This window comes from Longinema margulisiae (genome assembly GCF_025266855.1).
Taxonomy (GTDB): domain Bacteria; phylum Spirochaetota; class Brevinematia; order Brevinematales; family Thermospiraceae; genus Thermospira.
In genome coordinates this window covers 474,928-498,793 of sequence record NZ_CP053071.1, presented here as the reverse complement: position 1 = coordinate 498,793, position 23,866 = coordinate 474,928, and the positions used below count along the sequence as shown (strand labels likewise).

The following is a 23,866-nucleotide window of genomic DNA, read 5'->3' as shown; positions in this document are numbered from 1 at the left end:
AATATCCCGAAGTCCTGATGTTCAGGACTTCGGGAATAGAAACTACAAATTGGTGATAATAACCTCTACCTCTATCTGTGGGTCGTCAGAGATATACACCGTGACCGTATTGCCACTTGTGGGTACTCCCTTGAAAATAAACGTAGAATAAGGATAGAAGGTGAATGTCTTTGAACTCGAACGGAAATAATAAAACACAGGTCCTGTTGATGATCGATCATTAGTGTAGGTAGAGAGATCTAAGGCTCGAAGTTCATACCCTGTGACCGCTGCATTTGTCCGGTAGCCTGTCCATGAAGAGGAAAGAGTAGTGGTATTGTAAATACTTGCCTTTCGCCAGAGTCTCACACTTTCAGCAAAAGTTTTGCCTGCCCCGACAGCTGAAAGGGCGGCCTCGACAGCAGCTCCACCCACCTTGTTTCTTCCAGCGCCGGAGACGATCTCTTTCACAATCCGTGGGGTTGTATTTCGGGCTAAAAAGGCAAGATACGCATACGACTTGCCGTAGTCATAGAGGACATCGGCATCATTCCATCGGAAAAGTCCCCTCTCAGGCTCACTGACAAAGAAAGATAGTCGGCTCCCATTCATATAAACTCTGTCACTTGCAGGAACAAACTCATCTAAAATATCCTCAACGATCATGGAGCAGGCCTCATTGAGCCAGGTTTCTTCCTGAACCCCACCAACGAAATACTTTTGCCCAAAATTGATCATATGCTGGGCCTCATGAATGAGGGTGCTCACCGCAAAACCCGGATACAAGGAGAGGGTAGGGTAGGCGTCTATCACAAACATCTGCTTGGCAGAACTATAATAAGTATCAGGGGGTTGATAATTGGTAGGAAAGTCGTTGATTGGCGCGTAATACCCACCTACAAAACCACCACTTCCACTGAAGCCGTCCTGGATATCGTGGAGAAGGATGTAGATATTGCGATTGTTATCCACTCCCCCGTCTCCATCGGGGCCACCCCCATCCTCATATCCCCCAAGGACGTTGGTGAGTTTTGCGTAGATTCCGCCAGCTCCATTGAAATTGGTGGCAAGGTTGGTGATCATCGCAGGAGTGACTCTTGTCCCCCAATCGTTGTCGTCTACAAAGATGTACGCCACACCCCCTGCCACAGAAGTTGGTGAGGCTCCCGTGGTCATGTTGGTACCGATCGCCCGCAGGGTCGCGGTGATATTACTATACTTATTAGCCACCATGTTCACTACCCAGAAGTTCAGTTTTGTGGTACCGATGACCCAGTTGGAGGGATTGTAGCCATAGTCAATGGGTGTGGAAGTTCCCCATGTGAATATCCCCTTTGTGGTTGAGGGGCTCTGAGTACGCCAGTTTCCTGTTGGTATCACCTGCGGAAAAGAGGAAGGAAGCCCCATGATGGGATAGACAGAGGGAGAAAGATCACCTATCTCTCCAAAGAGGGACTTTGTGGTTGTTGAGGGCAGGGAGAGGTTATCCCCCCATACGGCGACATTTTTCGTAGATGTGGTCAGGTTATGCACAACGAAATAAAGAGAGTGCCCCGTAGGGATTGTATAGGTGTTTGTGCGAATAGCCGCTACATCCGGTTGTTTTTCCTCTTCAAAGAGAAAACACCCACTCAGAAGAAAGGCACTGATCATCAGAAGGCTAAAAAGAAAACTTCTTTTCATACCCACCTCCTTCTTTCTTTTATACGTATATCATACCCACAAACGGAAAAAAAAGCAAAAATTTTTTTCAAAGTCTTGCTTTTTTCCTGTTTTTTCGGTATGATATGACATCATCAAAGAGGAGGAAAACGATGGACAAAAGCATGACCGAAATCATGGAAAAGGTCAACGCTATCAAATCTGAACTTGACAAGGTTGAAGGCCGTGTTGTGACCACACGTGAGCACATGGAAAAGATCGAAACCTTCATGGGTCAGCTGAGTAAAGAGATCATCGAGGGTTTTCACATTGTTTCATCCAAAATCAATGCTCTCACAGAGGAGGTGAAACATCTGGAGAGCCTCATTACCAAAACGAAATAGGATTTCTCTGATACGTTGGGGACTATTCTGAGGAGTAGTCCCTTTGTTTTTTTATAAAAATTCATTTCTTATCGAGGACGGAGCATGAGAGAGATAAGTGCGTTTTCTTCCCTGCTTGAAAGTGCCGATTATTATGAGGTGCACCTGCAAAAAAACCATACCACGTCGCTTCTCTACGCCAATGGGGTTATCGAACACCTTCAGAGAAGCACCACTCAGTCGGGAAATATCCGGGTGCTTTACAAAGGAGGGTGGGGGTTTGTGAGTTTCAATGGGGACGACTATCCCCGTTATGCAAGAGAGGCTCTGGCAAGTGCTAGGCTTGCCGCACAGTTTCAAAAGGAGTCTTTCAAGATAGTCTCTCTTCCCCCGACGGTTCAGGCTCTTGTAACGGAAAAACAGGTTGATCCAAACGCCTATCCCCTTGAACAAAAGATCGCGCTTGTTCAAAGCTACCACGATATACTCACTCACCCTTCTATCTCGAGGCAGGCTGTGACTTACAGGGATACCACCACCGAATCTCTGTTTCTCAATAGCGAAGGGAGTCGGATCCAGATACAGAAGACCTTTACCGGCCTTTCTATGTCGGTGACGGCACGGGATGGTACCCTTTTGCAGAAGGCATCAGAATCCGTGGGTCAGTATGGGGGTATGGAACTGGTTCTTGGTCTTGAAACAAAGGCAGAAACCATCAAGAAACGGGCTCTTGATCTTCTGAAAGCCCCACCGGTTGAGGCCGGGATCTATACGGTAGTTCTTGATCCAAGGCTTGCGGGGGTGTTTGCCCACGAGGCTTTTGGGCACCTTTCAGAGGCGGATTTCCTGGCAGAAAATCCAGATATGCTTGAAGTAATGAGAGAGGGCAGACGTTTTGGTCCTGAGATTCTTTCGATCGTGGATGATGGCAGTATCCCGGGACTCGCTGGTTATACCCCCTATGATGATGAGGGAGTACCCGGGCAAAAAACCTACCTTCTCAAGCATGGTGTTCTCACCGGTCGTCTTCACTCCCGTGAAACAGCCTGGAAGATGAAACAGGCCCCCACAGGGAATGCCCGCGCCATTTCTCCCCGTTATCAGCCGATTGTTCGTATGACCAATACCTATATCGAACCCCATGACACCCCTTTTGAGGCCATGATTGAGGGTATTCAGGATGGCATCTATGCCTGTGATTATTTAGGGGGGATGACCAACCTGGAGATGTTTACCTTCTCTGCGGCCCATGCCTACCGTATCCGGAACGGCCGAATAGCCGAACTTCTGCGGGATGTGGTTCTTACGGGGAATGTCTTCCACACCCTTGAAAATATTCGGGCCGTTGGCAACGATCTGGAACATCATGGAGGGCTTGGCGGGTGTGGCAAAGGAGGGCAGAGTGGGCTTCCTGTATCCACAGGGGGACCGCATCTTCTTGTCACCAATGTCAAGGTGGGAGGGGTGTAGGTTTTTGGCGGGGACTTTCTTGACAGATTTTTGTTTCAGTGGTATACTGTGGGGGAGGAGGAGGTTTCTATGGTGACCGCATCTCGTATCCGAAATCTCAAGGGCAGGCGAAAAATCTCCATGCTTACTGCGTATGATTATCTCACGGCCCGGATTCTCGAAGCGGCGGCCATTGATATCATTTTAGTTGGAGATTCAATGGGGACTACCATCCTTGGATATCCCACCACGCTTCCTGTGACGATGGATATCATGGTAGCTCATGTGGCTGCTGTGAAACGAGGTGCCCCCAAGACCATGGTGGTAGCTGATATGCCCTTTCTCTCCTACGGCGTTTCAGAAGAACAGGCTATCTGCAATGCCGGTCGTTTTCTCAAGGAGGCCGGGGCAGATGCGGTGAAGCTTGAAGGCGGAAAAGACATAGCCCCTCTTGTGGAGAAGATGGTCTCTCTCGGTATCCCTGTGATGGGCCACATTGGTCTTCGGCCCCAGCAGGTGCTCAAAAGTGGGTATCAGGTGGCGGGACGTACCGAAGCTGATATCGAAAGCCTGAGTGAGGATGCCAAAGCCTTAGAAAAGGCGGGGATTTTCAGCCTTGTCCTCGAGGGAACAACCGAAGAAGCCTCGAGGCTCATCACAGACATGGTCTCTATCCCCACGATAGGGATTGGGGCAGGACGCTACACCGATGGGCAGGTGCTGGTGATTACGGATATGCTTGGGTATGAACCAGATCACCAGTACAAACACAACAAAACCTACGCCAACCTTTATAATACTATTTTCAGTGCCGTTGTCCAGTACAAAGAAGAAGTGGAGATGGGGCTTTTCCCTTCGGAAGAACACGTGTTTCACCAGAAGTAGTCTTCTATGATCGTTCATGATGGAGGATTTGAGTCTTTTTTTACCGCCTTAGTGATGGCTCTCGAAAGAGAGGAAGAGTTTACAGGCGAAGGCGATTCTCTCTTTGCCACAGAAAAGGTATCCCCGGATCCAGAAAGGGTGGAAAAATGGCTTCACGCTATGCGCATGTCCTATGGCGAAGAGGTTATTGCGGATTTTATGGCGCTTTTCTTTTCTGAGGACCTTGAAAGGGAACGCTTATCCCTTCGTTATGCTCTTCTTTTGAAGGAAAAGGGGAACACGATTCGTCGTGCTCTCCATCATGAGGTTATCCACAAAGTCATGAAGATACGACGGGCCTACTTTTTTGAGATCCACCGTTTTCAGGGGCTGGTTCGCTTTCGGGAGATTGGGGGGTGGCTCTACGGTCCTATTGAACCAACCTATCATATTCTTCCCTATCTCTGGACACATTTTCGCCGTCGTCTTCCCCATGAACGCTGGATTCTCCATGATGTGGGAAGGGATGTGGCGGTTCTCTTTGATAAAGAGATCCACTGGGCGAGTGGTTTTGTCCTTCAGGACACGCTTCCTCATCTTGAAAGCGAAAAGGAGAAAGAGATCCAGACCCTCTGGAAAAGTTTCTACCAGAGTATTGCCATCCCTGAACGGAAGAACCCACGTCAGCAGCGACAGATGATGCCCAAAAAATACTGGAAGTACCTCGTGGAGAAGGAAGGATAAATTGTTTTTGATATTATTTCACTTTCTCGGGGTTGTCGTCGTATAAAGGAATAGAGAAAACCACAAAAAGGAGGTCTCTATGTCAAGAATAAGTCTCGTTGTGCTGGCTCTTTTAGTGAGTGGAAGCCTGTTTGGACAGGACGCGCCTCTCCCAGCGGATGAACCACTGTTTGTCCCTGTGTTGCGGGCCGAAATCAGCCTTTCTTTAGAACAGAGGCAGAGGATTGAGGCTATTGAAACAAACTTCCAGGCCCAGAACAGAGAGAGGATCCAGCAGATGAATCAGCTGAGAATCCAGCTTCGAGAGGCTCTTGCGGCTGATCCTATCGATGAACAGAAGGTTCTCCAGCTTCAGGAGAGGCTTGAGACCATGCAGCGGGAAATGGCAAGGCTTCGTCTGCAGGCTGATCTGCAGATTGCCAAAGTGCTCACCGCTGAACAGCGAAAGGAGTGGATGAAACGCTCTGGTCCAAAGCCCCAGCAGCCTGGACCAGCCAATCCTCCAGCCCCTCAGGGTGGAAATAAACCTGGTCCTCAACAGCCAGGTGCAAAACCACCAGCTAAAAAGTGAGCTCTCTAAGCCTCTGGAGTTTTCTCCAGGGGCTTTTTTGTTTCCTTGAAAAAATTCGTCTCACTATGAGAATTGCCCCTCTCTTTGGGAGAGGGGCTTCTTTGTGCTATGTCTCTGTTTCAGCAAAGCAGGGTTTGCTGAAACATGGGAATAGCCTCTTTCCCCCATGACAATATCTCCTTCCCCGTACTGCGAGAATAAGCCTTTTTTTGCAACTTTTTTTCTTTTTGGGGCCTTATTAAGGTGAAAACACAAAACTCACCGCAAGGAGGAGAGTATGAAAAGAGTCATGTTGGCCGTAGCCATGAGTGTTGTTGGGAGTTCCCTTCTGTTCGGGCAGATGGGACCTGGAATGGGAAGAGGCGCTGGGCCTGGTGATCCTCAAGCCGGTTATGGGGTGCGAGGGATAGGATTTATCACCAACCTCACACAGGACCAGCGGGACAAGATTTTCACCATTCAGCAGAACCTGCGCAAGGATATCGCTTCTCTTGATGCGGAGGCTGATCAGATTCGTTATGATCTTCACAAGGTGATGACAGCAGCCACCGTTGATGAGAAGAAGGCAAAAGATCTCCATGCCAGACTGCAGGCTGTGCAGCAGAAGATTGCCCAGCGCCGTTTTGAGGCTGAACTGGAGATGATCAAGGTCCTCACGCCTGAACAGAGACAGCAACTCCAGAATGCTCCCGTTCGTGCTGGTCGTGGCAACAAAATGGGAAGGAAATGGTAAAAACCCAAACACCAAACCTCCTGAAAGGGGCTATCTTAAGGGTAGCCCCTTTTTCTTTTTTGGGTGGTAAGGGGTTTGAGGCACTCTTGCCAAAAATTTGACATCTTCCTCCAAACGTGATATAATATATATCTCATACAAGGGGATGTAGCCAAGTGGGAAGGCAGCGGTCTGCAAAATCGCTATTGAGCCGGTTCGATTCCGGCCATCCCCTCATTCCCTTTGCCGAGATGATGGAATTGGTAGACATAAGGGACTTAAAATCCCTAGGGTAGAAATACCCGTGCGGGTTCGAGTCCCGCTCTCGGCAAGGATGCTTTTCTCTCTCCACCGAATTCAAAGGAGGCCTCCCATGGATCGTGATTTTGAAAAACGCTTTTTTACCTCTGTGCTTTTGATGGTTGTCTTTTTTGGTTTTTATCTCTATCTTTTCAATCAGATGGCCAAAAAGCCTTCCTCTTCGGCTCCTTCAGGCGAAATCGCTACCAATGCGCTTACTGAAGCTACTTCTCTGAAAATCACGGTTCTTTCAAAGGCCTCTCCTACCAATGTTCTTTTGAAAACCTCTTTGGCTACCATTGAACTCAGTGGGGAGGGTGGGGGAGTCTCACACCTTTCGGTGGATGGTCCATGGAACCAGTCAGAAGGATCTGTATCTCTTCTTTCCCCGGTGGGGGCAGGGTATGGTTCACTTCAGTGGGAAAAGGAGACGACGAATGTCTTGCCCTTTTCTCTTGTGGCGGCTACAGAAACAAAAGCCGAATGGATGGGGCTTCTTGTCTGGAATACCACTCCCTTAGAGGTACGGGTTTCTTATGAGATTCTTTCTAACTATGCCTTTGTTCAGCAGGTGGTTATCTCCAATAGAAGCAAAGAAGCGGTAAAGATTGACCATCAGGGGAGATCCTTTCTTCTTCGGTGGAGACCGGATATTATGAGTACCAATGAGGCTGGAACAGGCAATATGCAAACCTATGGAGCCCTCGTTGGCAAAAAATTTGTTTCTCTTCTCAAGAAGGGGCTTTTTAGTGCTCCTCAAAATGCCGCTTTTCTCAGTAATTTTCAGTGGGTTTCTTTGGCGGATAATTATTTTGTCTTTATTGCAGAACCTAAAAGCGGTGGGATTGCCGCTTCCTATGAGGTAGAAAGTCGTCACAAAACCGTAGAAAAGACATCTATTACCCTGTATCTTCCTGTGCTTCTTTTAGGAAGTGGAGAGGCCACCAACTTTACCATCCAGTATTATTGTGGTCCTCGCAAGGAATCCCTCCTCAGACAGGTGAATCCGACCTATGGGCAGCTTTTTAGGTGGCCCACGGTTTTTGCCTGGTTTATGAAGCCTATAGAATGGGCCATGGTATGGCTTCTCAATGTGTTAGGGGGATGGATCGCCAACAAGGGAATTGTGATTATTCTCATCGCTTTGATTGTGAAGCTTCTTCTCTCTCCCCTTTCTATTCAGGCGGCGGTTTCTGTGAAGAAGCAGCAACTTCTTCAGCCAAAGCTCAAGAATATTCAGGAGAAGTACAAGGACAATCAGCAGGTCCTTCAGCAGAAGATCATGGAACTCTACCGAAAAGAGAAAATCAACCCGCTTGGCGGGTGTTTGCCGCTGCTTCTCCAGATTCCGGTGTTTTTTGCCCTTTATCGGGTGCTTTCCCATTCCGTGGAACTCAAAGGAGCTACCTTCCTCTGGATAAAGGATCTCACCCAGCCGGATACCCTTTTCACGATGAATATTCCTCTTCTTCCCCATCAGTTCAATCTTTTGCCCCTGATTATGACGGCTATTCAGCTTCTCCAGACGAAGCTCCAGACAGCCAAAAACCCTGCAATGAAGGGACAGGAACTCAATATGTATCTTCTTCCTCTGGTGTTCCTTTTCCTCTTCTGGAATATGCCCTCAGGGCTTGTGCTTTACTGGACCATCCAGAATATCTACACCATCATTGAGCAGGAGATTATTAACCTTGACCGACACATCCAGCTTTAATCACAGACCCACCATTGTGGCTTTGGCCACCCCTTTAGGGGAGTCGGCCATAGGGGTGATACGAATAAGCGGGAAGGATGCCCATTCGCTTGCTGGAAAACTCTATCGGGGAAAAAGTCGCTGGGAAAGTCTCTCCCCCCGTCGGGCTACGGTAGGGTATCTTGTGGATATGGACGGCGAAATACTTGATGAGGCCGTGTGGATCAAGTATGCTTCTCCTTCGTCTTATACGGGCGAGGATATGGTCGAGGTGATGCTTCACGGAAACCCCTGGATTCTTTTGGAGGCCCAGAGGATTTTTGTCAAAGCCGGGGCTTTTATGGCCAAGCCCGGGGAATTCACCGAGCGAGCTTACCTCAATGGGAAAATGGATCTGAGCCAGGCAGAGGCGGTGAATGATCTCATCCGTGCTCATACGAGGCTTGCCAAGAGTGCCGCCCTTTCTCAACTTCAGGGAAAACTCTCCGGGGTGATTACCCGTATTCATTCTTCTCTTCTTGAACTCATGGCTCTCCTGGAAGCCGCCATTGACCACAGCGATATAGAGGAAACCTTTCTCTCGTACGAAAGGGTTCTTGGACAGATAGAGGAAATACGTTCTTCTCTTGTCAACCTTCTCAAAACGGCACGGGCGGGACAGATCTTAAGCCTTGGTCTCAGGGTTGCCCTTGTTGGGGCCCCCAATGTGGGGAAATCAAGCCTTTTCAATCTCTTAGCTCGTGAAGATAGGGCTATTGTGACCGAAATCCCTGGGACGACAAGGGATACCCTTGAGGTGGAGATTCAGATTCAGGATGTTCCTTTTCGTTTGATTGATACCGCAGGGATCCATGAAAGCACCGACAGGGTAGAGCAGGAAGGTATTCGTCGAAGCCAGAAGGCCATTGAAATGGCGGATCTCTGCGTTGTTCTCTTTGATGGAAGCCGTCCTCCGCAGAAGGAAGACCAGGCCATTCTGGATCTGGTGAAAGACAAAAGCTGCCTTTTTGTTATCAACAAGGTTGAAGAACCTCATCATGCTCATGAGTACGACTTTGTAGAGGATCCGCTCTGGATTTCTGTGAGAAACCATACGAATATTGATATCCTTCATGAGAGGCTTGCCTCGTTTTATTATGCTTTAGGCTACAATCCTCAGGCGGATGTTCTTCTCACCAACCAGCGTCAGGAGGCTCTTCTTTCTCAGGCTCTCGACGCTCTCGAAGAGGCAAAGCGCGAAACCATCGCAGGGACGTCTGAAGAGTACATTGTTCATCATCTCTACAAGGCGAAGCAATCTCTTGAGGAGATTGTGGGAAAGACCTCCCATGAGGCTATTTTAGATCGTATTTTTTCTCGTTTTTGTATAGGAAAATAGGAGAAAACCATGGTGCGCAATATTCATCTTATTCTTGAATATGATGGTGGTAAATACCACGGCTGGCAGAGACAAGCGGGGCAAAGTACCGTACAGGGAAGAATTGAACATGTGCTTAACCAGATGACTGGGGAAGAGATCGATCTCATCGGTGCCAGCAGAACTGATGCAGGGGTTCACGCCCTTGGGCAATCGGCAAACTTTTTCACCCGGAGTACCCTTTCTCTTGCCGAGATGGAAGCCTATCTCAGACAGTATCTTCCCGATGATATCCAGCTTGTCTCTATTCGTGAAGCCGAACCGCGTTTTCATGCCCGTCATTTAGCGATAGGAAAGCACTACCGCTACCAGATCTGGAATGATGAGAAGAAAAATATCTTTGAAAGGCGTTACTATTACCATGTTCGTCAGAAACTTGACCTGAAGGCTATGGAAGAGGCCATTTCTCTTCTTACAGGCACAAGGGATTTTCGTGCTTTTACCACAGCCCTTTCCAAGGACAAGTCGGCCTACAAACGATTGGATAGCATCACGATAGAACAACAGGGTTCAAAGATTTTTCTTCATTTCAAGGGGGATAGTTTTCTTCACAAGATGGTACGGATGCTTACCGGGACGCTTATCCAGGTGGGGCTTCATGAAATTACCCTTGATGATGTTCGAAAGCTCACGACTTCTCCAAGAGAGAAGCGACATATTCTCACAGCTCCTCCCCATGCTCTTTTTTTAGTGGAGGTGTATTACTAACTGAGGAGAGGGGTGTCTCATAGGACAAGGGAGAGACTTCTTTCATTTTCGTAGGGAGGCGCTTGTCTGCTTATTGATAGCTTTTAGTGTCTCGTCGGCTGGAACAAGCTCGGCGGTGACAATGATATCATTCTGTACTACAAAAACAAAAAGCCCATCGCTAAAATATTCGCTTGTTTCCTTGTAGTCATGGCGTCGGCTCTGGTATCGATAGTAACCCTGCGAAGGGTCTATTTTTCTTGCTTTGCGAAAGGCTTCCTTGAACATTCGATAGGTTCCACCATCTTTATATCTTGTGTAAAAATAGAGACAATTTGAGGCCGTCTGGGAGTGATACTGTTTGTCATTGATCTTCTGGGTGAGAAGCGAAAGCCTTCTTTTGAACTGAATGATGGCGTGAAAGGTGGCAAAAAAGAACCTGGTGACTTCACGTTTTTTGTTGCTTTTTTGAGGAGAGGCATAGGTTTTTTCTATGAAAAAGGAGGTTTCCACAACATCTCCCAAGAAGCGTTTAATGATTTTGGTTCTTTCCTCGGAGGAACTGAAGCGTCTATTTTCAAAGAAATACTCGCACTGTTTTTGAAGGGAAAAAAGGACTTCTCTTTGATGGGGATTTTTCAGGAGAAAATCGGTTTCTTGCCGCTCTTCAAAACTTGGGTGAACAAAAACAGTTTTGAACCCTTTTTGTTTGGCGGCGTTCAATTCCTCAAGGGTTGTGCCTTCAAAAATATACTTCTTCTTTGGCTCAGGGACAAAAGAGACAATATCATGGACAATTTCATATCTGTCTAAGGAACGGATGACATTTACCAGGGTTGATTTTCCACTTCCCGGACGTCCAAATAGGGCAAGGTTGTAAACCGAAGAAGGATTCTCCTTCTGAGCAGGGGAGGGTGACTTCTTCTTTTTGGACATACCGGGAAAACAGACTCGTCACCTACCTGTCAAGGAGGTTTTCGTCCCAGAGGTCGTTGAGCCTGTCGGGGTAGAGTTCAAGGACCTTTTTGTAGAGTTTCTCCATGCGGGCAACATGATTTTCTGCACTGAATTTCTGGGAAATACGGAGAGCCTCCTCAGAAAAGGCTTTGAGTTTTTTCTCGTCGAGGAGAAGGTTTTCTACCAGTTCTGTCATCTCTTCGTCCGTATTGGCCATGTAGCCATTTTTGCCCTCTTCAATGAGGTCTAAATAGCTATCATCCCTTCTGGCAATGGAAGGAACGCCGCAGATGGCGGCCTCAATGAGGGTCATGGGATGAACTTCAGAGAGAGAGGCTGTCACAAAAAGATTGGCAATAGAATAAAGCCTGTACACCTCTTTCCAGTCAACAAATCCTGTGAAAACAGTTTGATTTGCAAGACCCATTTGGTTTGCCTTTTGCTGAAGTTCCTCGTGGGCAGGACCATCTCCCACAAACACCATTTTGACATGGGGGTGTTTTTTCATCACAGGAACCATAGCCTGGTAGAGTTCAGCGACACGCTTCTCGGGACCGATACGACCTACAAAGATAAGGATCTTGTCCTCGGGGGTGAGGTGATATCTTGCCCTGAGATCATGAAGCTCCTCTTTTGTCATGGGTTTTTGTTTGAATTTGGCCATATCAATCCCGTTGGGAATGATCTGAACGGGAATCTCGGGAACAACGAGGTTGTCATACTTTTTGGCCTTGACTGAAGGGGCCACAATCACACTTGTTCCCTTCATATAATACCGAAAATAGGTGCGCCAGAGGGGTTTGATACCAAGGAGGGGAGAGTAGTTGTGGTACATCTCCCACATCGTATGGGTGGTGGAGATGCGGGGGATACCTAACTTTTTGGCTGCTTTTTTGGCAGCAAGCCCTATCATAAACTCGGTATGGGAGTGGATGAGTTCGACCTTGTGTTCTTTGAGAAAATTGAGGACTTTTTTGTGATTTACCAGGGCAGCCCCAAACCCCTGTTTGGATCCAAAATCAAGCTCGATCTGGGGGATGAGAAGTACATCCGGGTCTTTGTTCTCATAGCCCTTGACCAGTACCGAGACAATACAGACGTGGTGTCCCTTTTTTTCAAGGCCTTCTTTGAGTTGCAGGGCAGAGGTGATAACCCCGTTCTTCATCGGGGTGAAACAATCGAGAAAAAGTGCGATATTCATGACATCCTCCTTGTGGGGTTATTATAAGGAGAAAAGGGGGAGAATGCAAGGGATTTTGTCTCGAGTTTATTCAGTGTCAAAAAGAGATTTTTGTGCGATTTTACAACTGAGGACTTTTCTTTCAATTATACTATCTTCGGAAGTAGGAAAGCCAATCAAAAGAGGAGAATTGATATTATGTTGTGCAAAATTTTTTTTTACTTGGATTTTGTCGGCATTTGCGTAGCAATATCGACATTGATAGGGACATGTATTGTAAGCTCCAATATCTATACTTGCTACACAACCACATTCTGGTCTTTGGTTTTTATCTTTTTCTAACTGTAATTTAATGGAGAATACTTCGTTTATCAGTTTTTCATCAATACACTTGCCTTGTAATACTCCCAAAAAACTTAAATCGATGTTTTCGGCACAACTAAAAATTGCCATATTATACTTTTCACAAAAGTTTGGTAACGTTTTTTTCAGGAGACCTGCAGTGGGAAGATGAGGAAAAGCAAAAAAAAGTTCCTCCCTGGCCGATAATAGGACACAAGGAGGAACCCATGCGTAAAGAATTCACCTTCACTTTGACTATCGACTACCCTGACACAAAACTTGAGACGTTAGTGGTGGTTTTTCTCCAGGCCATCAAAGGAGTGTTTGAGTCATTTGTTCATCAGATTTCTGTAGAAGTGGCAGAAAAAGAAATAAAAGAAGGTCGTATCACCTGTACATGCGGAGAAAAACATCACTTCATATGGAAAACAAAGCATGGAAAAAACACTGTTTTTGTTCTGATGCCCTTTGGAAAGATCACTCTTCCTCAGCTCCAAATTCAATGCAAAAAGTGTGGAAGAAAACTTTTTCTCACAAGATCTCTTCTTGGTGTAGAAAAGCGAAAAAGGCAAATCCTGAAAGATATCTACAGAGTGGCTTTAGCCGGGGCTCTTACCACCTATCGAGTGGCCGCTCGTATTCTTTCCTTCACAGGGTATAAAATAGGTCTTAGCACCCTCTGGAAAAACCTTCAAAATATTGGGAGAAAGATACATTTCAGTATCTCAGAAAAAGAAAAACCCTGTGGAGAAGCCGATGGGACGGGTATTCCTGTTCAGGGCAAGAAAAAAGGAGAAGAAGCTAAAATTCTTTTGCAGGAGAGGCAACAAGCCTCCCCATTGACAGGAAAAAATACAAGAATAGCAGGCCTTCTTGTGGATAATTACCATGCAGGTTGGGACAAACTTCTTAAGCCCATTCAAGAAAAACACTCTTTTTCTCGGTTTTTTCTTGTTGTCGATGGAGATACAGGGATTAACCAGGGCAAACATCCCGGTATCGTTTTTCAACGATGTTTGTGGCATGTAAGTTATCAATTGAAGTATTTTCTTCGTCTTGATAGAGTGAGATATCGTTCTTCTGAGTGGACAAATATTGTCGCTGAAACAGGGAAAGCCTGTTTCTTGGGGTACAAAAATGACTGGCAAACAAGACTTGGTTATCAAAGCGAGCGCAGACAGCATATTCAGAATCTTCTTGACTTATTTCACGAAAAAGGGCGCAAACATTGTTTTTATTATCTTCTTCGTGCTCAAAAAGACATGTTCGCCTGTGACAGTGAAGATGGTTTGCCAGGAACAACCTCAAGGGCAGAACGGGTGATGCGAACCATAAACCAGAGAATGGATGTAGGGGTATGGAAAAGAGAAGGGGCAACCAATGTTCTTGCTGTGCGTTTGCATTACTACTATAATCGTGATGAGGCTATCGATGGTGTCTACTGGCAGGATGTGATATAAAACATAGGGATGGTACGTACTTATTGCCCTGTTTTATGGCCTAAAAAGGGTACTTTCCCCAGAAAAAACTTGTTTATCTAAAATGTTCCCTGTATACTACAGTTGACAAAAATCTTTTGAGCCAGGGGTAACTTCTTTATCCTTTTCTCTCTCTTTCAGGTCTCCTGTTGGAAACGTAATCAATTATTTGTTGACGGCTTAGAATTCCAAACATCTAAAAAGTACTGCAAAATTGACTTCTCTGCATTCTCTTTCTGTGGGTTTGTCTGTTTACTATTGGCACTGTTGTTTTCCATAAAACTTCTCCTTTCTATTATTTTATATACCATTATAACTCAAAAAATTTTTTTTGTCTAATAAATCTCTTATATCCGTAAAAGAGCCCATGAATAGAGGGCATAAAGAGGAAAATCCCTGTAATAAACCCAAAAAGCAGAAAAGTAAAAGACGAGAATCGGGAAAAAAGGACATTTTCTCCAGAAATCAAACAAAAATAGATTGTGATTTTGTACAAATATGCAAGGCATTTCCAAAACTTGCTTTTTTCCCTGCTGAATATTATAATAAAATCTAAAAAAAATACCTCAGGTATGGATATGGGAAGGTGCGTGTTATGGCAACAAAATTTCGAGTGACGGTGATAAAAGACCGTTGTAAAGGGTGCAATCTCTGTATTGATGAGTGTCCTGTCAAAATTCTTGTCCAGGGAAGTGAACTCAACAGTCGTGGGCTTTTGGCTATTGAGGTGAAGGATTCTTCACTCTGTACAGGGTGTCGTCGGTGTGCTACAGTATGTCCGGATGTGGCTATCCGTATTGAGATGGAGGTGTAGGATGACAAAGCTTCTTATGAAGGGCAATGAAGCCATGGCTGAAGGGGCTATCAGAGCAGGATGTCGATACTATTTCGGGTATCCCATAACCCCCCAGAATGAGGTGCCGGCATATTTTGCTAAGCGAATGCCGGAGGTTGGTGGAGTGTTTGTACAGGCGGAAAGTGAGACGGCTTCGATCAATATGGTGTATGGGGCCGCGGCTGCGGGGGCACGTGTGATGACCACCACCTCTTCTCCCGGCTATAGTCTCATGCAGGAGGGTGTTTCGTATTTAGCCGGAGCAAGGCTTCCCTGTGTGCTTGCCAATGTTCAGAGAGGAGGTCCTGGTCTTGGGAATATTGCGGCCTCTCAGGCTGATTATTTTCAGGCAACAAAGGGGGGAGGACATGGGGATTACCATGTTTTTGTTTTGGCGCCGGCTTCAGCTCAGGAGATGATGGATCTCACCATGCTTGCTTTTGAGTTTTCTGATCGTTATAGGGTTCCGGCACTTATCTTGGCAGATGGGATTGTAGGACAGATGGTAGAGCCGGTAGAGGTGAGGGATTTTGTGACACCGCAGGTGGAGAAACCCTGGGCCCTGACGGGTGCCGCAGGAAGAGAGCCCAATGTGGTACGTTCTCTCTGGTTGGATGATGAGGGAGTGCCAAGAAATAACGACCTGCTTCAGGCTACCTATGATGCCATTCGTCTGCAGGAGGTCCGCTACGAGGAATTCTTGACGGCGGATGCAGACTATCTCATTGTCGCCTATGGAAGTACTGGTCGTATGGCCAAGGGGGCGGTTCGTATGGCCCGTCAACAGGGACTTCGGGTGGGACTTATCCGACCGATTACACTTTGGCCATTTCCCTATCGGATACTTCAGACGCTTTCGGCACAGGTCAAGGGGGTTTTTGTCTGTGAAATGAGTGCTGGACAGATGGTAGAGGATGTGGCACTGGCGGTAGGAGACACCGTTCCTATTTATTTTCGTGGTGAATTAGGTGGTAGAATGTTTACTGACGCCAAGATTTATGAGGGGGTAGTATCAATGATCAGGGGAGGACTTCAACCATGGCAACCAAAGTAATCTTTGATAAACCAAAAAGCATGAAAGATGTACCCATGCATTATTGTCCTGGATGTGGGCATGGGGTAATTCATCGTGTGATCTGTGAGGCTATTGATGAGCTTGGACTTCGGGACAAGGCTATAGGGGTTGCCCCGGTTGGTTGTGCGGTGCTTGCGTATGACTACTGGGATTTTGATGTGAGTGAAGCGGCTCATGGACGTGCAGCCGCAGTGGCAACGGGCATCAAACGGGTATGGCCTGATAGGCTTGTGATCAGTTACCAGGGAGATGGAGATCTTGCTTCTATTGGCATGGGAGAAACGATTCATGCGGCCAATAGAGGGGAGAATATCACCGTGATTTTTGTCAACAATGCGAACTACGGGATGACAGGTGGACAGATGGCTCCCACAACGCTTGTTGGTCAGAAAACTCCAACCACACCAAACGGACGAGATCCTTCTACTATGGGTTTTCCTATTCGGATGGCGGAGATGTTGGCCGCATTTCCGGCTGTTCGTTATTCTGTTCGTACTACTGTGGCAGATTTCAAGGGTGTTGTCCAGACCAAAATGGCTATCAAAAAGGCCTTTGAACTTCAGATGAAAGGAGAAGGATACACCTTTGTAGAGATTCTTTCCAACTGTAATACCAACTGGGAGATGTCACCGCGTGAGGCCAATACCTTTATTCTTGAGAAGATGGTGGAGACTTTTCCCCTTGGAACATTCAAAGATGAGAGGACATTATGAAAGAACAGGTGATTATTTCTGGTTTTGGGGGACAAGGGGTGCTTTCTGCGGGGTTTTTGCTTGCGGAAGCGGCGATGCATGCTGGACTTGAGGTAACTTACTATCCTTCCTATGGGGCAGAAATGAGGGGAGGGGCAGCCAACTGTCATGTGGTGATCGCCGATCAGGAGATTTATTCTCCGGTGATTTCTGTTGCCGATACGCTTATTGCTCTCAGTCAGCAGGCCTTTGAGAAGTTTGCTTCTCTTGTTCGAGGAGGGGGGACTATCCTTGCCGATAAAGGGGTCAAGGTGATAGATGTGGCTGCAGAGGTTGTGGCTCTTCCTTTTGAAGAAGTGACCTTGAAGGAGATAGGCAATATCAGGGTGCTGAATACCGTGGTTCTTGGTACCTACGCTGCCCTTCACAAAGGCTGGCTCAAAAAGGAATGGCTTGTGGAGGCTCTGACACACAAGTTTATTTCCAAAGGGCAAAAGGTAGTGGATCTCAATATCAAAGCCTTGGAGAGAGGATATACGCTATTGTAAGGAGAAAAGGGTGCGACGACTCTTCTGGCTGATGGTTTTTGTGGTTTCTGGATGGGCTTTTGAGGTATCGCTTGAACCACACGAGATTGGGCTTGAGGAGGTGGCTACACTTGTTATATCTCATACAGAAGCGATAGAAGAGCCGGTTCTTCCCAGGGTGGATGGACTTACGTTTCAGTATCAGGGAGTATCGCAATTTTCTTCTCTTCAGGTGATCAATGGCAAAATGACCGCAAGCAAAAGTTTTCAGTATAGTTATGCCATTCTTCCTTCCCGGGAAGGAAAGTTTACTATTCCTTCGTTTGAGATTCGGGATAAGAAAAATCAGGTGTATCGCACAGAACCGATGGTTCTCATGGTAGTGAAGAAAAAAAGAACGTCGGCTCCTGCTCAGAGACAGATGGAATACGTCCTGCCAAGAATCTGGTACGAACTCGTGCCTGACAAGGTGGCAGCCTTTCAGAATGAGACAGTCATTCTCACGGGATATCTCATGTCCGATCAGAAGGAGGCTCTTTTTTACCCCCTGCAGGAAGTGAGAGGCATTGTAGCGGACAACTGTCTTCTCTACGATGGAAAGTCATTTCTTTCTTCGGGGGTGGAAAAAAGGGGTGGGTACTGGGCGAAGGCGATTCATCGGTGGGTGCTCTTTGGAGTGGAACCGGGACTTCTTGCCATTGCTCCCCCACAGCTTATTGCGGTGTCTCCTGTGGGCCAGATAAGTGTGCCTACCGAAAATATTGCCCTTGATATCAGGCGGATGCCTGTTTTCCTGTATCGAGGGAGATTGGAGGCAGAGATTTTCTCCTTTCCTTCTGTGGTGACCCAGGGGACGAGTGTGGAGTATCGTGTGGTCTTGCGAGGAAACGGGAATCTCAACATGTTTTCTGATATTTTTCATGGGATGTCTCTTTCCAATGTTTCTTTTGCCCCTGTCAAGGTTTCTCATGGACTTACAAACTGGAAGAGGGGACCTGAATTTATACAGACACTTTCGTATCAGATCACCTTTTTGAAAGAAGGGGTGTATGAGATTCCTTCTCGTGAGTTGTCTTACTTGGATGAGGGGGGACAGAAAAGGCGTCTTGTGCTTCCGGGGAAGCGGGTTCAGGTAGTTGCTGGGATCCAGCCTCAAGAGAGTTTTTCTCCCTTGGTGCTGAAATCCACACGGAACATAGGGTATATAGGCCTTTCCTGGTTTTTCTGGCTGATGGTCGTGGTTATAGTGGTTTCTCCGTGGATCTTTGTGCTCTGGCACCAGCATGAGAAGAGATTAGGAGAGGATAGGGTGTATGCCGGCTATGTTCGATCTCTTACTCAGATGGAGAGTTATTTTTCCCTTGCTTCTGAAGCGCTTAAGCAGGGAAATGGAAAGCGCTTTGCTCAGGAACTCTATCGGGCTCTTTTCTCTTTTCTCCTTGATAGGGAAAAACTTCCCCGTCATGTGGATAGAAAGACACTTCTTGAGCTTCTTCGGAAAAAGGGTTTCACAGAAGAGGAGGGAAAAGAGTTGGAAACGATTTTTCACACATTGGAAGCGATGGCGTATGCTCCTATAACATCCTCATCGTCTCTTGATGAGGTGTATCAGAAGACCATGAGGCTTTTGAAAGAGCATTATCGTTTTTTGTGAGAGATCAGGATGACTCGCATTTCGCATGCCTTACAGTCAAATTCAAGTCGGAGAAGGGTCTGTGAGGTACTGAGATAGAGGGGTTCAAGGGGTTTTGTGTGAGGGGGGATTTCTGGGGGATCGTCGTGATAAGGGGAAAATTGTTCACAGAGGCCAAGCTCAAGCCGTAAGCAGGTTTTTGTTGTCATGACCACTTTGCCTGTCAAATCAAGTCCGCTTTCTGCCCCTCTTTCTGAGGGCTGAATACTATAGGAGGTATAAAGAGAAAAGGCTTTGGCGTTCAGGACGTTGAGCCGGTAGTCAACAAAAGGGGGAGAAAAGGCTTGAGAGAGTTTTTCTGGAAGGTGATGGGGAGAGAGACGACGCTGGTAGTGGGAGAGTCGTGTAGCGTGGAGTTTGTCTATCAGATCTCTTCTCCACTGATTGATCTGAGCCACAGGGAAAAAGAGCGGTTTTTGCCATTGGATTTCAATAGAAGAAGCCCTATAGGGGGTATTGCCAAGTCGTGTGAGCTGTCTTGTGAGGCTCTCCGTGGCTAACTCCGGGTTTTCAGCCAGGGTTTTTGCTGTGGTGATCTCAAGGCAAGCGGTGATGCCTGCTGGATCTGTGGCTAAGAGACGGAGACCTTCTGGTGTTTCTTCGACGGTGATGGAGAGGGGTATAGTTCTCTCAGGGGGATGAGTATGGAGAAGGTGAGAGAAGTTTTCATCGTGATTGCGGTATATGGGATATCCCTTTCGAATAAAAGCTGCTACGTCAGGGAAGACCTTGCCGTCTTTTACGGTATTGATACGGGTTCCCTGGAGATGTTTATTTTTGTCAAAGTAACAGATGCCGTCACCGGCGGCGAGGTGATGTTCTCTATCTAAAAGAAAGAATTGATGGTTGGCAAAGGTGACAATGCCGATGAATTCTCCGATGGATTTCTGGGTGTAAAGGGAGAGGACACTTCCAGTTTTCTTTTCTCTTCCGTGAAGCCAGTAAGAGGTCATGCCACGGTTGAAAGATTTGGAGAGGTTTGGAACAAACGAGCGAGAAATACTGCCCAAAGAGGCCTTTGTGTAGCCGTTTTTGGTGATAATCTCATCAAGGGCTTCCCTGTAGGCGGAAACAACGTTGGTGACGTAGGTACTGTCTTTGAGTCTTCCTTCGATTTTGAAAGAAGTAACACCAGCTTCTATGAGGTTTTCGAGGTCATTGATAAGACAGAGGTCTTTTGGGGAGAGCCAGTATTTAGGACGGCCTATAGGGTTGTGGTATCTATCTAAGAGTTGATAAGAGAGACGGCATGGCTGGGCACACTCTCCTCTATTGCCACTTCGTCCCCCCAATGCGTAACTCAGATAACATTGCCCACTATAACTGATACAGATGGCCCCATGAACAAATGCCTCTAATTCAATGGAAGTTGCCTCTCGAATGGACTTTATTTCTGGGAGGGAGAGAGCGCGTTCTAAGATAAGCCTTTGAAAGCCTAAATTTTCGAGAAAACGGGCTTTTTCCGGGGTAGTAATATGACACTGGGTACTGGCAAAGAGAGGGAGAGGAGGAAGATCAAGGGAGAGAATCCCCATGTCCTGGATGATCAGGGCATCTATTCCTCTCTGATAGAGTTCATGAATCATTTTCTCCACAATGGGCAATTCCTCATCAAAGAGAAGGGTATTGAGGGTAACATACACACGAGCCGAAAAGGTGTGCGCGTATTCAATGGCGGCGGTGATGTCTTCGATGGGGTTGTGGGCTTGAGATCTGGCACTATAGGCTGGTCCCCCCATATAAATAGCATCAGCACCAGCCCTTATGGCAGCTTTGGCGGTCTCGAGGTCTTTGGCGGGGGCTAATAATTCCAGTGTTTTCATCTATCGTCCTAAGATCGAATATCCAAACCACAAAAGGGCATGAAGAACGGGGCGTCTCACGGCTAACCGCTTGTGAAGATAGGGAATAATCTGCCCCCTGTTTCTCAGAATGTCCACCACATGGCGCTTTTTGTCCTGAACAAAACCGCAGAGGATGTCCTGACTCTCTTCGTGGAGGCGGTTGTCCGGGAGATGAGTACAGAGCCTTTCTTTGAGATTGGCACGCTGATGAACCTGGAGGATCTTGTACACATCATCTACCATTTCTCTTGTTCTGTCTGCCCCAAGAATAAAGCTCTCAAAAAATCCTATATCGCTTCCATCTGTGAGATAGGCAAGAATGATAGCCTCTTCTAAGACATGGCGGAGAGGTTTCACTATCTGTTGACGGAGAGTCCTTGGTAACCAGAAAAGAAGTCCGGCTAAGATATCATACACAATAGCCCATATCCAGAAGGAGAAAGGGGTCTCAAAGAGATTATCACTCATACTTTCCTCCAGGATACATCCATAGGAAGTGGTGAGCGAAGCGAATCCTGAGACGATGGGTGGTGAGGTTATACCAGAGCCAGCGGGTAAAGGTGGCCTGAGATGTACCTCGTTTTTTGCCATAGAGGGGGAGAAAAAGCCAGTTGTTTGTTCCCTGCAGGAGGGAGACAAAGGTCGAAAAAGGGAGACCATACGAGAAAGGATTATTCTTTTTGCCGGCAAAATACGCTTCTAAAAACGAAAGAGAGAGTCCCTCACCTATCCAGTTTCGCATAGCCTGCCAGAGGCGATTTTCATACATCAGGCGGATCACTCTCTCAAAACGTCCTTTGAGCAAGGAGAAAAGAACCAGCGAGAAAGACATCTGGTGTCGTTTGTTTACCTCTCCCAAACGAGAAGGAGAAAACAGAAGATAGGCATGGGCTCCCTTGCCATCTCTTCCTGCACGGCCAATCTGCTGGAGGTAGTCCTCAATGGAAGGAGGAGGCTGGAGGTGGACAATGGTTCTGATATCGGGTTTGTCAATCCCCATCCCGAAAGCGGAAGTGGCAATCATCCAGGAAACTTCTCCTGAGAGAAAACGCTTTTGAGCCTGTTCTCGCCTTGTCTTTTCAAGGCCAGCATGATACCTATCTACGGAGAAATGCGGCGACAGAAGAAAATACAGCGCTTCGCAGGTATAGCGAGATTGGACATACACAATACCACAGGGGCTTGTGGAAAGAATGTTTTTTACCATGGGGAAGAGATTCTCTTTCGCCTGGAGGTGGAGAGAGATGTCTTTTCGCAGGGGAGGTTCTTCGATGATCACAGGAGAACGAAGCCCGAGATAGAAGATGATATCCTTTTTGACCACAGGGGTGATAGTGGCGCTGAGAGCCATTCGAAGGGCATGAGGGTATCTCTTGAGAAAGGATTTCAGCTGGCGATACGAGGGGCGAAAGGTTTTTCCCCAGAGGGAGACACAATGAGCCTCATCAATGACAATCGCCTGGAGAGAAATGTCCTGAAGGGCCACCAAAAAGGCAGTGGAACGAGTCCTCTCGGGCGTGATATACAGAAAGGAGAGCTGCGAGAGAGAGGATAGAATGCGAGACTGTTCTTCTTGTGGTTGCAGGCTGCAGAGATACTCAGCTTTGATATGACTCTGTTGAAGTTTCTGGACCTGATCCTGCATGAGAGCGATGAGAGGAGAGATGACGATGGTGAGACCAGGGGAACCTATGGGAGGAAGCTGGTAGCAGAGAGACTTTCCCCTTCCTGTAGGAACGGCAATGAGCATATCCCTTCCTTCATCCCAGTGAGCGAGAGCTTTCTCTTGAAACTCGTAGAGATGATTGATGCCCTTTGTTTTGAGAAAGGCTTCTCTTTCCTTCTGAATAGGCCACTCCTTTTTCATAAGGTCAAAAGGTGTTTGAAGGTGGGTTCAATGAGTTCCTGAAAACGATGGTCGAAGTGCATTTTTTCTGCTTTGCACTTGATGAAATATTCTCTATAACTTTTCGGTGTCAGGGTGAGTTCTCCTCGAACAAGAAGCGTGAAATAGTTGACAACCGAAAGAAGGCGGCTGAGTTCACTGAGTTCGGAGCCGGTTTTTTTTGCAGGTTTCCCGGTGCCATCAATGTACTCTTCGTGGTTGGCAATGGCCTCAATCACATCATCCTCAATCTGGTGACGGTTTTTTTCCGAGAGGATGAGCTGGGCAGAATCATGGGCATGGTCATCCATGAGCCTTTGCTGATCGGGAGAAAGTGAAGCCCTTTTGGCATCGACTAACTGAACATTGTACTTGAGAAGTCCCACATCCAGAAGGAGAGCCCCCTGGATGATCTTGTGTACCTGGGCGGCATTGACCATTCCCTGAAGAGAAGCAATCGAATGGCTATGATAGAGAGCAAGGGCTACCCCACTAAAGAGAAGAGATTGTTCAAAGAGCTTTTTTGAGAAGTTTTTCATCTGGGAGAGTTTCCAGACAAGGTAGTCCTCATCCATAATGGTGGCTTTGAGGTACTTGCTGATGAAGTCTTTTTTCTGGTGGGGGAGACCGGAGATGATAGGATTGGTAGAGAGAAAAGAAACGGCATAAGCAGCCCACTGGATGCGTTTATTCTCGTCGATGTAATGAAGAAAGGCTTCCTTTACCTGGATCTTTTTGGTTTTGAGTTCTGGACAGCGTTCCTGGACACGATAGATGTCCTTTTCTGTGAGTACCTTTTCGGTTCCTACGAGGGTATTGAGTCGGCTATCGTAGATAGGTTCAATCAGAAGATAACTTTTGCCATTTCTGATTTCCTTTAGTAACTCGTCTAAGGTGAAAAAATAGGTTGACATACCA

General features: G+C 46.9%; 23 protein-coding genes and 2 tRNA genes. 17 read left to right on the top strand and 8 right to left on the bottom strand.

Annotation, left to right across the window (positions count from 1 at the left end):
• Positions 1–42: 42 nt before the first annotated feature.
• The gene (locus BREVNS_RS02320; protein WP_483427450.1) at positions 43–1,662 is read right to left on the bottom strand and encodes a M30 family zinc metallopeptidase; all 1,620 of its coding nucleotides are present in this window, start codon (positions 1,660–1,662) and stop codon (positions 43–45) included.
• 131 nt (positions 1,663–1,793) lie between these two features.
• Here BREVNS_RS02320 and BREVNS_RS02315 point away from each other — a divergent pair, with 131 nt between their 5' ends.
• The 11 genes from BREVNS_RS02315 (at position 1,794) to truA (ending at position 10,461) form a co-directional block, all read left to right on the top strand.
• Positions 1,794–2,024, top strand: coding sequence for a hypothetical protein (locus BREVNS_RS02315; protein ID WP_483427449.1), 231 nt, complete (start codon positions 1,794–1,796; stop codon positions 2,022–2,024).
• A gap of 84 nt (positions 2,025–2,108) precedes the next feature.
• Positions 2,109–3,473: a TldD/PmbA family protein gene (locus BREVNS_RS02310; RefSeq protein WP_483427448.1), complete on the top strand. Its 1,365-nt coding sequence runs from the start codon at positions 2,109–2,111 to the stop codon at positions 3,471–3,473.
• A gap of 72 nt (positions 3,474–3,545) precedes the next feature.
• The gene (gene panB / locus BREVNS_RS02305; protein ID WP_483428060.1) at positions 3,546–4,337 is read left to right on the top strand and encodes a 3-methyl-2-oxobutanoate hydroxymethyltransferase; all 792 of its coding nucleotides are present in this window, start codon (positions 3,546–3,548) and stop codon (positions 4,335–4,337) included.
• 6 nt (positions 4,338–4,343) lie between these two features.
• Positions 4,344–5,060, top strand: coding sequence for a TIGR03915 family putative DNA repair protein (locus BREVNS_RS02300; protein WP_483427447.1), 717 nt, complete (start codon positions 4,344–4,346; stop codon positions 5,058–5,060).
• A gap of 79 nt (positions 5,061–5,139) precedes the next feature.
• The gene (locus tag BREVNS_RS02295; protein WP_483427446.1) at positions 5,140–5,631 is read left to right on the top strand and encodes a Spy/CpxP family protein refolding chaperone; all 492 of its coding nucleotides are present in this window, start codon (positions 5,140–5,142) and stop codon (positions 5,629–5,631) included.
• A 277-nt stretch (positions 5,632–5,908) separates the two neighbouring features.
• Positions 5,909–6,364, top strand: a complete 456-nt coding sequence (locus BREVNS_RS02290; protein ID WP_483427445.1) for a Spy/CpxP family protein refolding chaperone — start codon at positions 5,909–5,911, stop codon at positions 6,362–6,364.
• Between the two features lie 141 nt (positions 6,365–6,505).
• Positions 6,506–6,578, top strand: a tRNA-Cys gene (locus BREVNS_RS02285).
• Positions 6,579–6,588: 10 nt separating this feature from the next.
• Positions 6,589–6,674: transfer RNA gene (locus BREVNS_RS02280), tRNA-Leu, on the top strand.
• Between the two features lie 42 nt (positions 6,675–6,716).
• The gene (locus BREVNS_RS02275) at positions 6,717–8,357 is read left to right on the top strand and encodes a YidC/Oxa1 family insertase periplasmic-domain containing protein (protein ID WP_483427444.1); all 1,641 of its coding nucleotides are present in this window, start codon (positions 6,717–6,719) and stop codon (positions 8,355–8,357) included.
• The gene (gene mnmE, locus BREVNS_RS02270) at positions 8,335–9,714 is read left to right on the top strand and encodes a tRNA uridine-5-carboxymethylaminomethyl(34) synthesis GTPase MnmE (protein ID WP_483427443.1); all 1,380 of its coding nucleotides are present in this window, start codon (positions 8,335–8,337) and stop codon (positions 9,712–9,714) included. Before BREVNS_RS02275 ends, mnmE begins: the two co-directional genes overlap by 23 nt.
• 9 nt (positions 9,715–9,723) lie before the next feature.
• Positions 9,724–10,461 (top strand): tRNA pseudouridine(38-40) synthase TruA, encoded by a 738-nt coding sequence (truA, locus tag BREVNS_RS02265; protein WP_483427442.1) that lies wholly within the window; start codon positions 9,724–9,726, stop codon positions 10,459–10,461.
• 42 nt (positions 10,462–10,503) lie between these two features.
• On the opposite strand, the gene BREVNS_RS02260 is transcribed toward truA, so the two are convergent.
• From BREVNS_RS02260 to BREVNS_RS02250, 3 genes are all read right to left on the bottom strand, one after another.
• Positions 10,504–11,376 carry a hypothetical protein gene (locus BREVNS_RS02260; RefSeq protein ID WP_483427441.1) on the bottom strand — a complete coding sequence of 291 codons (873 nt, stop codon included), beginning with the start codon at positions 11,374–11,376 and terminating at the stop codon, positions 10,504–10,506.
• A gap of 22 nt (positions 11,377–11,398) precedes the next feature.
• Positions 11,399–12,598 (bottom strand): glycosyltransferase, encoded by a 1,200-nt coding sequence (locus BREVNS_RS02255; protein WP_483427440.1) that lies wholly within the window; start codon positions 12,596–12,598, stop codon positions 11,399–11,401.
• A 66-nt stretch (positions 12,599–12,664) separates the two neighbouring features.
• Positions 12,665–13,069, bottom strand: coding sequence for a DUF1848 family protein (locus BREVNS_RS02250; protein WP_483428059.1), 405 nt, complete (start codon positions 13,067–13,069; stop codon positions 12,665–12,667).
• A 77-nt stretch (positions 13,070–13,146) separates the two neighbouring features.
• Between BREVNS_RS02250 and BREVNS_RS02245 the strand changes: the two genes are divergently transcribed.
• The 6 genes from BREVNS_RS02245 to BREVNS_RS02220 all read left to right on the top strand — a co-directional run bounded on the left by BREVNS_RS02245 (position 13,147) and on the right by BREVNS_RS02220 (position 19,180).
• Positions 13,147–14,379: a hypothetical protein gene (locus tag BREVNS_RS02245; RefSeq protein ID WP_483426076.1), complete on the top strand. Its 1,233-nt coding sequence runs from the start codon at positions 13,147–13,149 to the stop codon at positions 14,377–14,379.
• Between the two features lie 613 nt (positions 14,380–14,992).
• Positions 14,993–15,211, top strand: coding sequence for a 4Fe-4S binding protein (locus tag BREVNS_RS02240; protein WP_483427439.1), 219 nt, complete (start codon positions 14,993–14,995; stop codon positions 15,209–15,211).
• Position 15,212: 1 nt separating this feature from the next.
• The gene (locus BREVNS_RS02235; RefSeq protein WP_483427438.1) at positions 15,213–16,286 is read left to right on the top strand and encodes a 3-methyl-2-oxobutanoate dehydrogenase subunit VorB; all 1,074 of its coding nucleotides are present in this window, start codon (positions 15,213–15,215) and stop codon (positions 16,284–16,286) included.
• Positions 16,271–17,020: a thiamine pyrophosphate-dependent enzyme gene (locus BREVNS_RS02230; RefSeq protein ID WP_483427437.1), complete on the top strand. Its 750-nt coding sequence runs from the start codon at positions 16,271–16,273 to the stop codon at positions 17,018–17,020. Before BREVNS_RS02235 ends, BREVNS_RS02230 begins: the two co-directional genes overlap by 16 nt.
• Positions 17,017–17,547: a 2-oxoacid:acceptor oxidoreductase family protein gene (locus tag BREVNS_RS02225; RefSeq protein ID WP_483427436.1), complete on the top strand. Its 531-nt coding sequence runs from the start codon at positions 17,017–17,019 to the stop codon at positions 17,545–17,547. The genes BREVNS_RS02230 and BREVNS_RS02225 overlap by 4 nt, the downstream gene beginning before the upstream one ends.
• Before the next feature lie 10 nt (positions 17,548–17,557).
• The gene (locus BREVNS_RS02220; protein WP_483427435.1) at positions 17,558–19,180 is read left to right on the top strand and encodes a BatD family protein; all 1,623 of its coding nucleotides are present in this window, start codon (positions 17,558–17,560) and stop codon (positions 19,178–19,180) included.
• Here BREVNS_RS02220 and BREVNS_RS02215 read toward each other — a convergent pair.
• The 4 genes from BREVNS_RS02215 to BREVNS_RS02200 are packed head-to-tail and all read right to left on the bottom strand — an operon-like array spanning position 19,165 to position 23,862.
• Entirely contained in the window at positions 19,165–21,042 is a 1,878-nt protein-coding gene (locus BREVNS_RS02215) for a peptidase U32 family protein (RefSeq protein ID WP_483427434.1), read from the bottom strand. The two genes, BREVNS_RS02220 and BREVNS_RS02215, sit on opposite strands and share 16 nt — an antisense overlap.
• Entirely contained in the window at positions 21,043–21,531 is a 489-nt protein-coding gene (locus BREVNS_RS02210; protein ID WP_483427433.1) for a hypothetical protein, read from the bottom strand.
• Complete coding sequence (locus BREVNS_RS02205; protein ID WP_483427432.1) at positions 21,524–22,930, bottom strand: RecQ family ATP-dependent DNA helicase; 1,407 nt, start codon at positions 22,928–22,930, stop codon at positions 21,524–21,526. The genes BREVNS_RS02210 and BREVNS_RS02205 overlap by 8 nt, the downstream gene beginning before the upstream one ends.
• Entirely contained in the window at positions 22,927–23,862 is a 936-nt protein-coding gene (locus BREVNS_RS02200) for an HD domain-containing phosphohydrolase (protein ID WP_483427431.1), read from the bottom strand. The genes BREVNS_RS02205 and BREVNS_RS02200 overlap by 4 nt, the downstream gene beginning before the upstream one ends.
• Positions 23,863–23,866 lie beyond the last annotated feature (4 nt).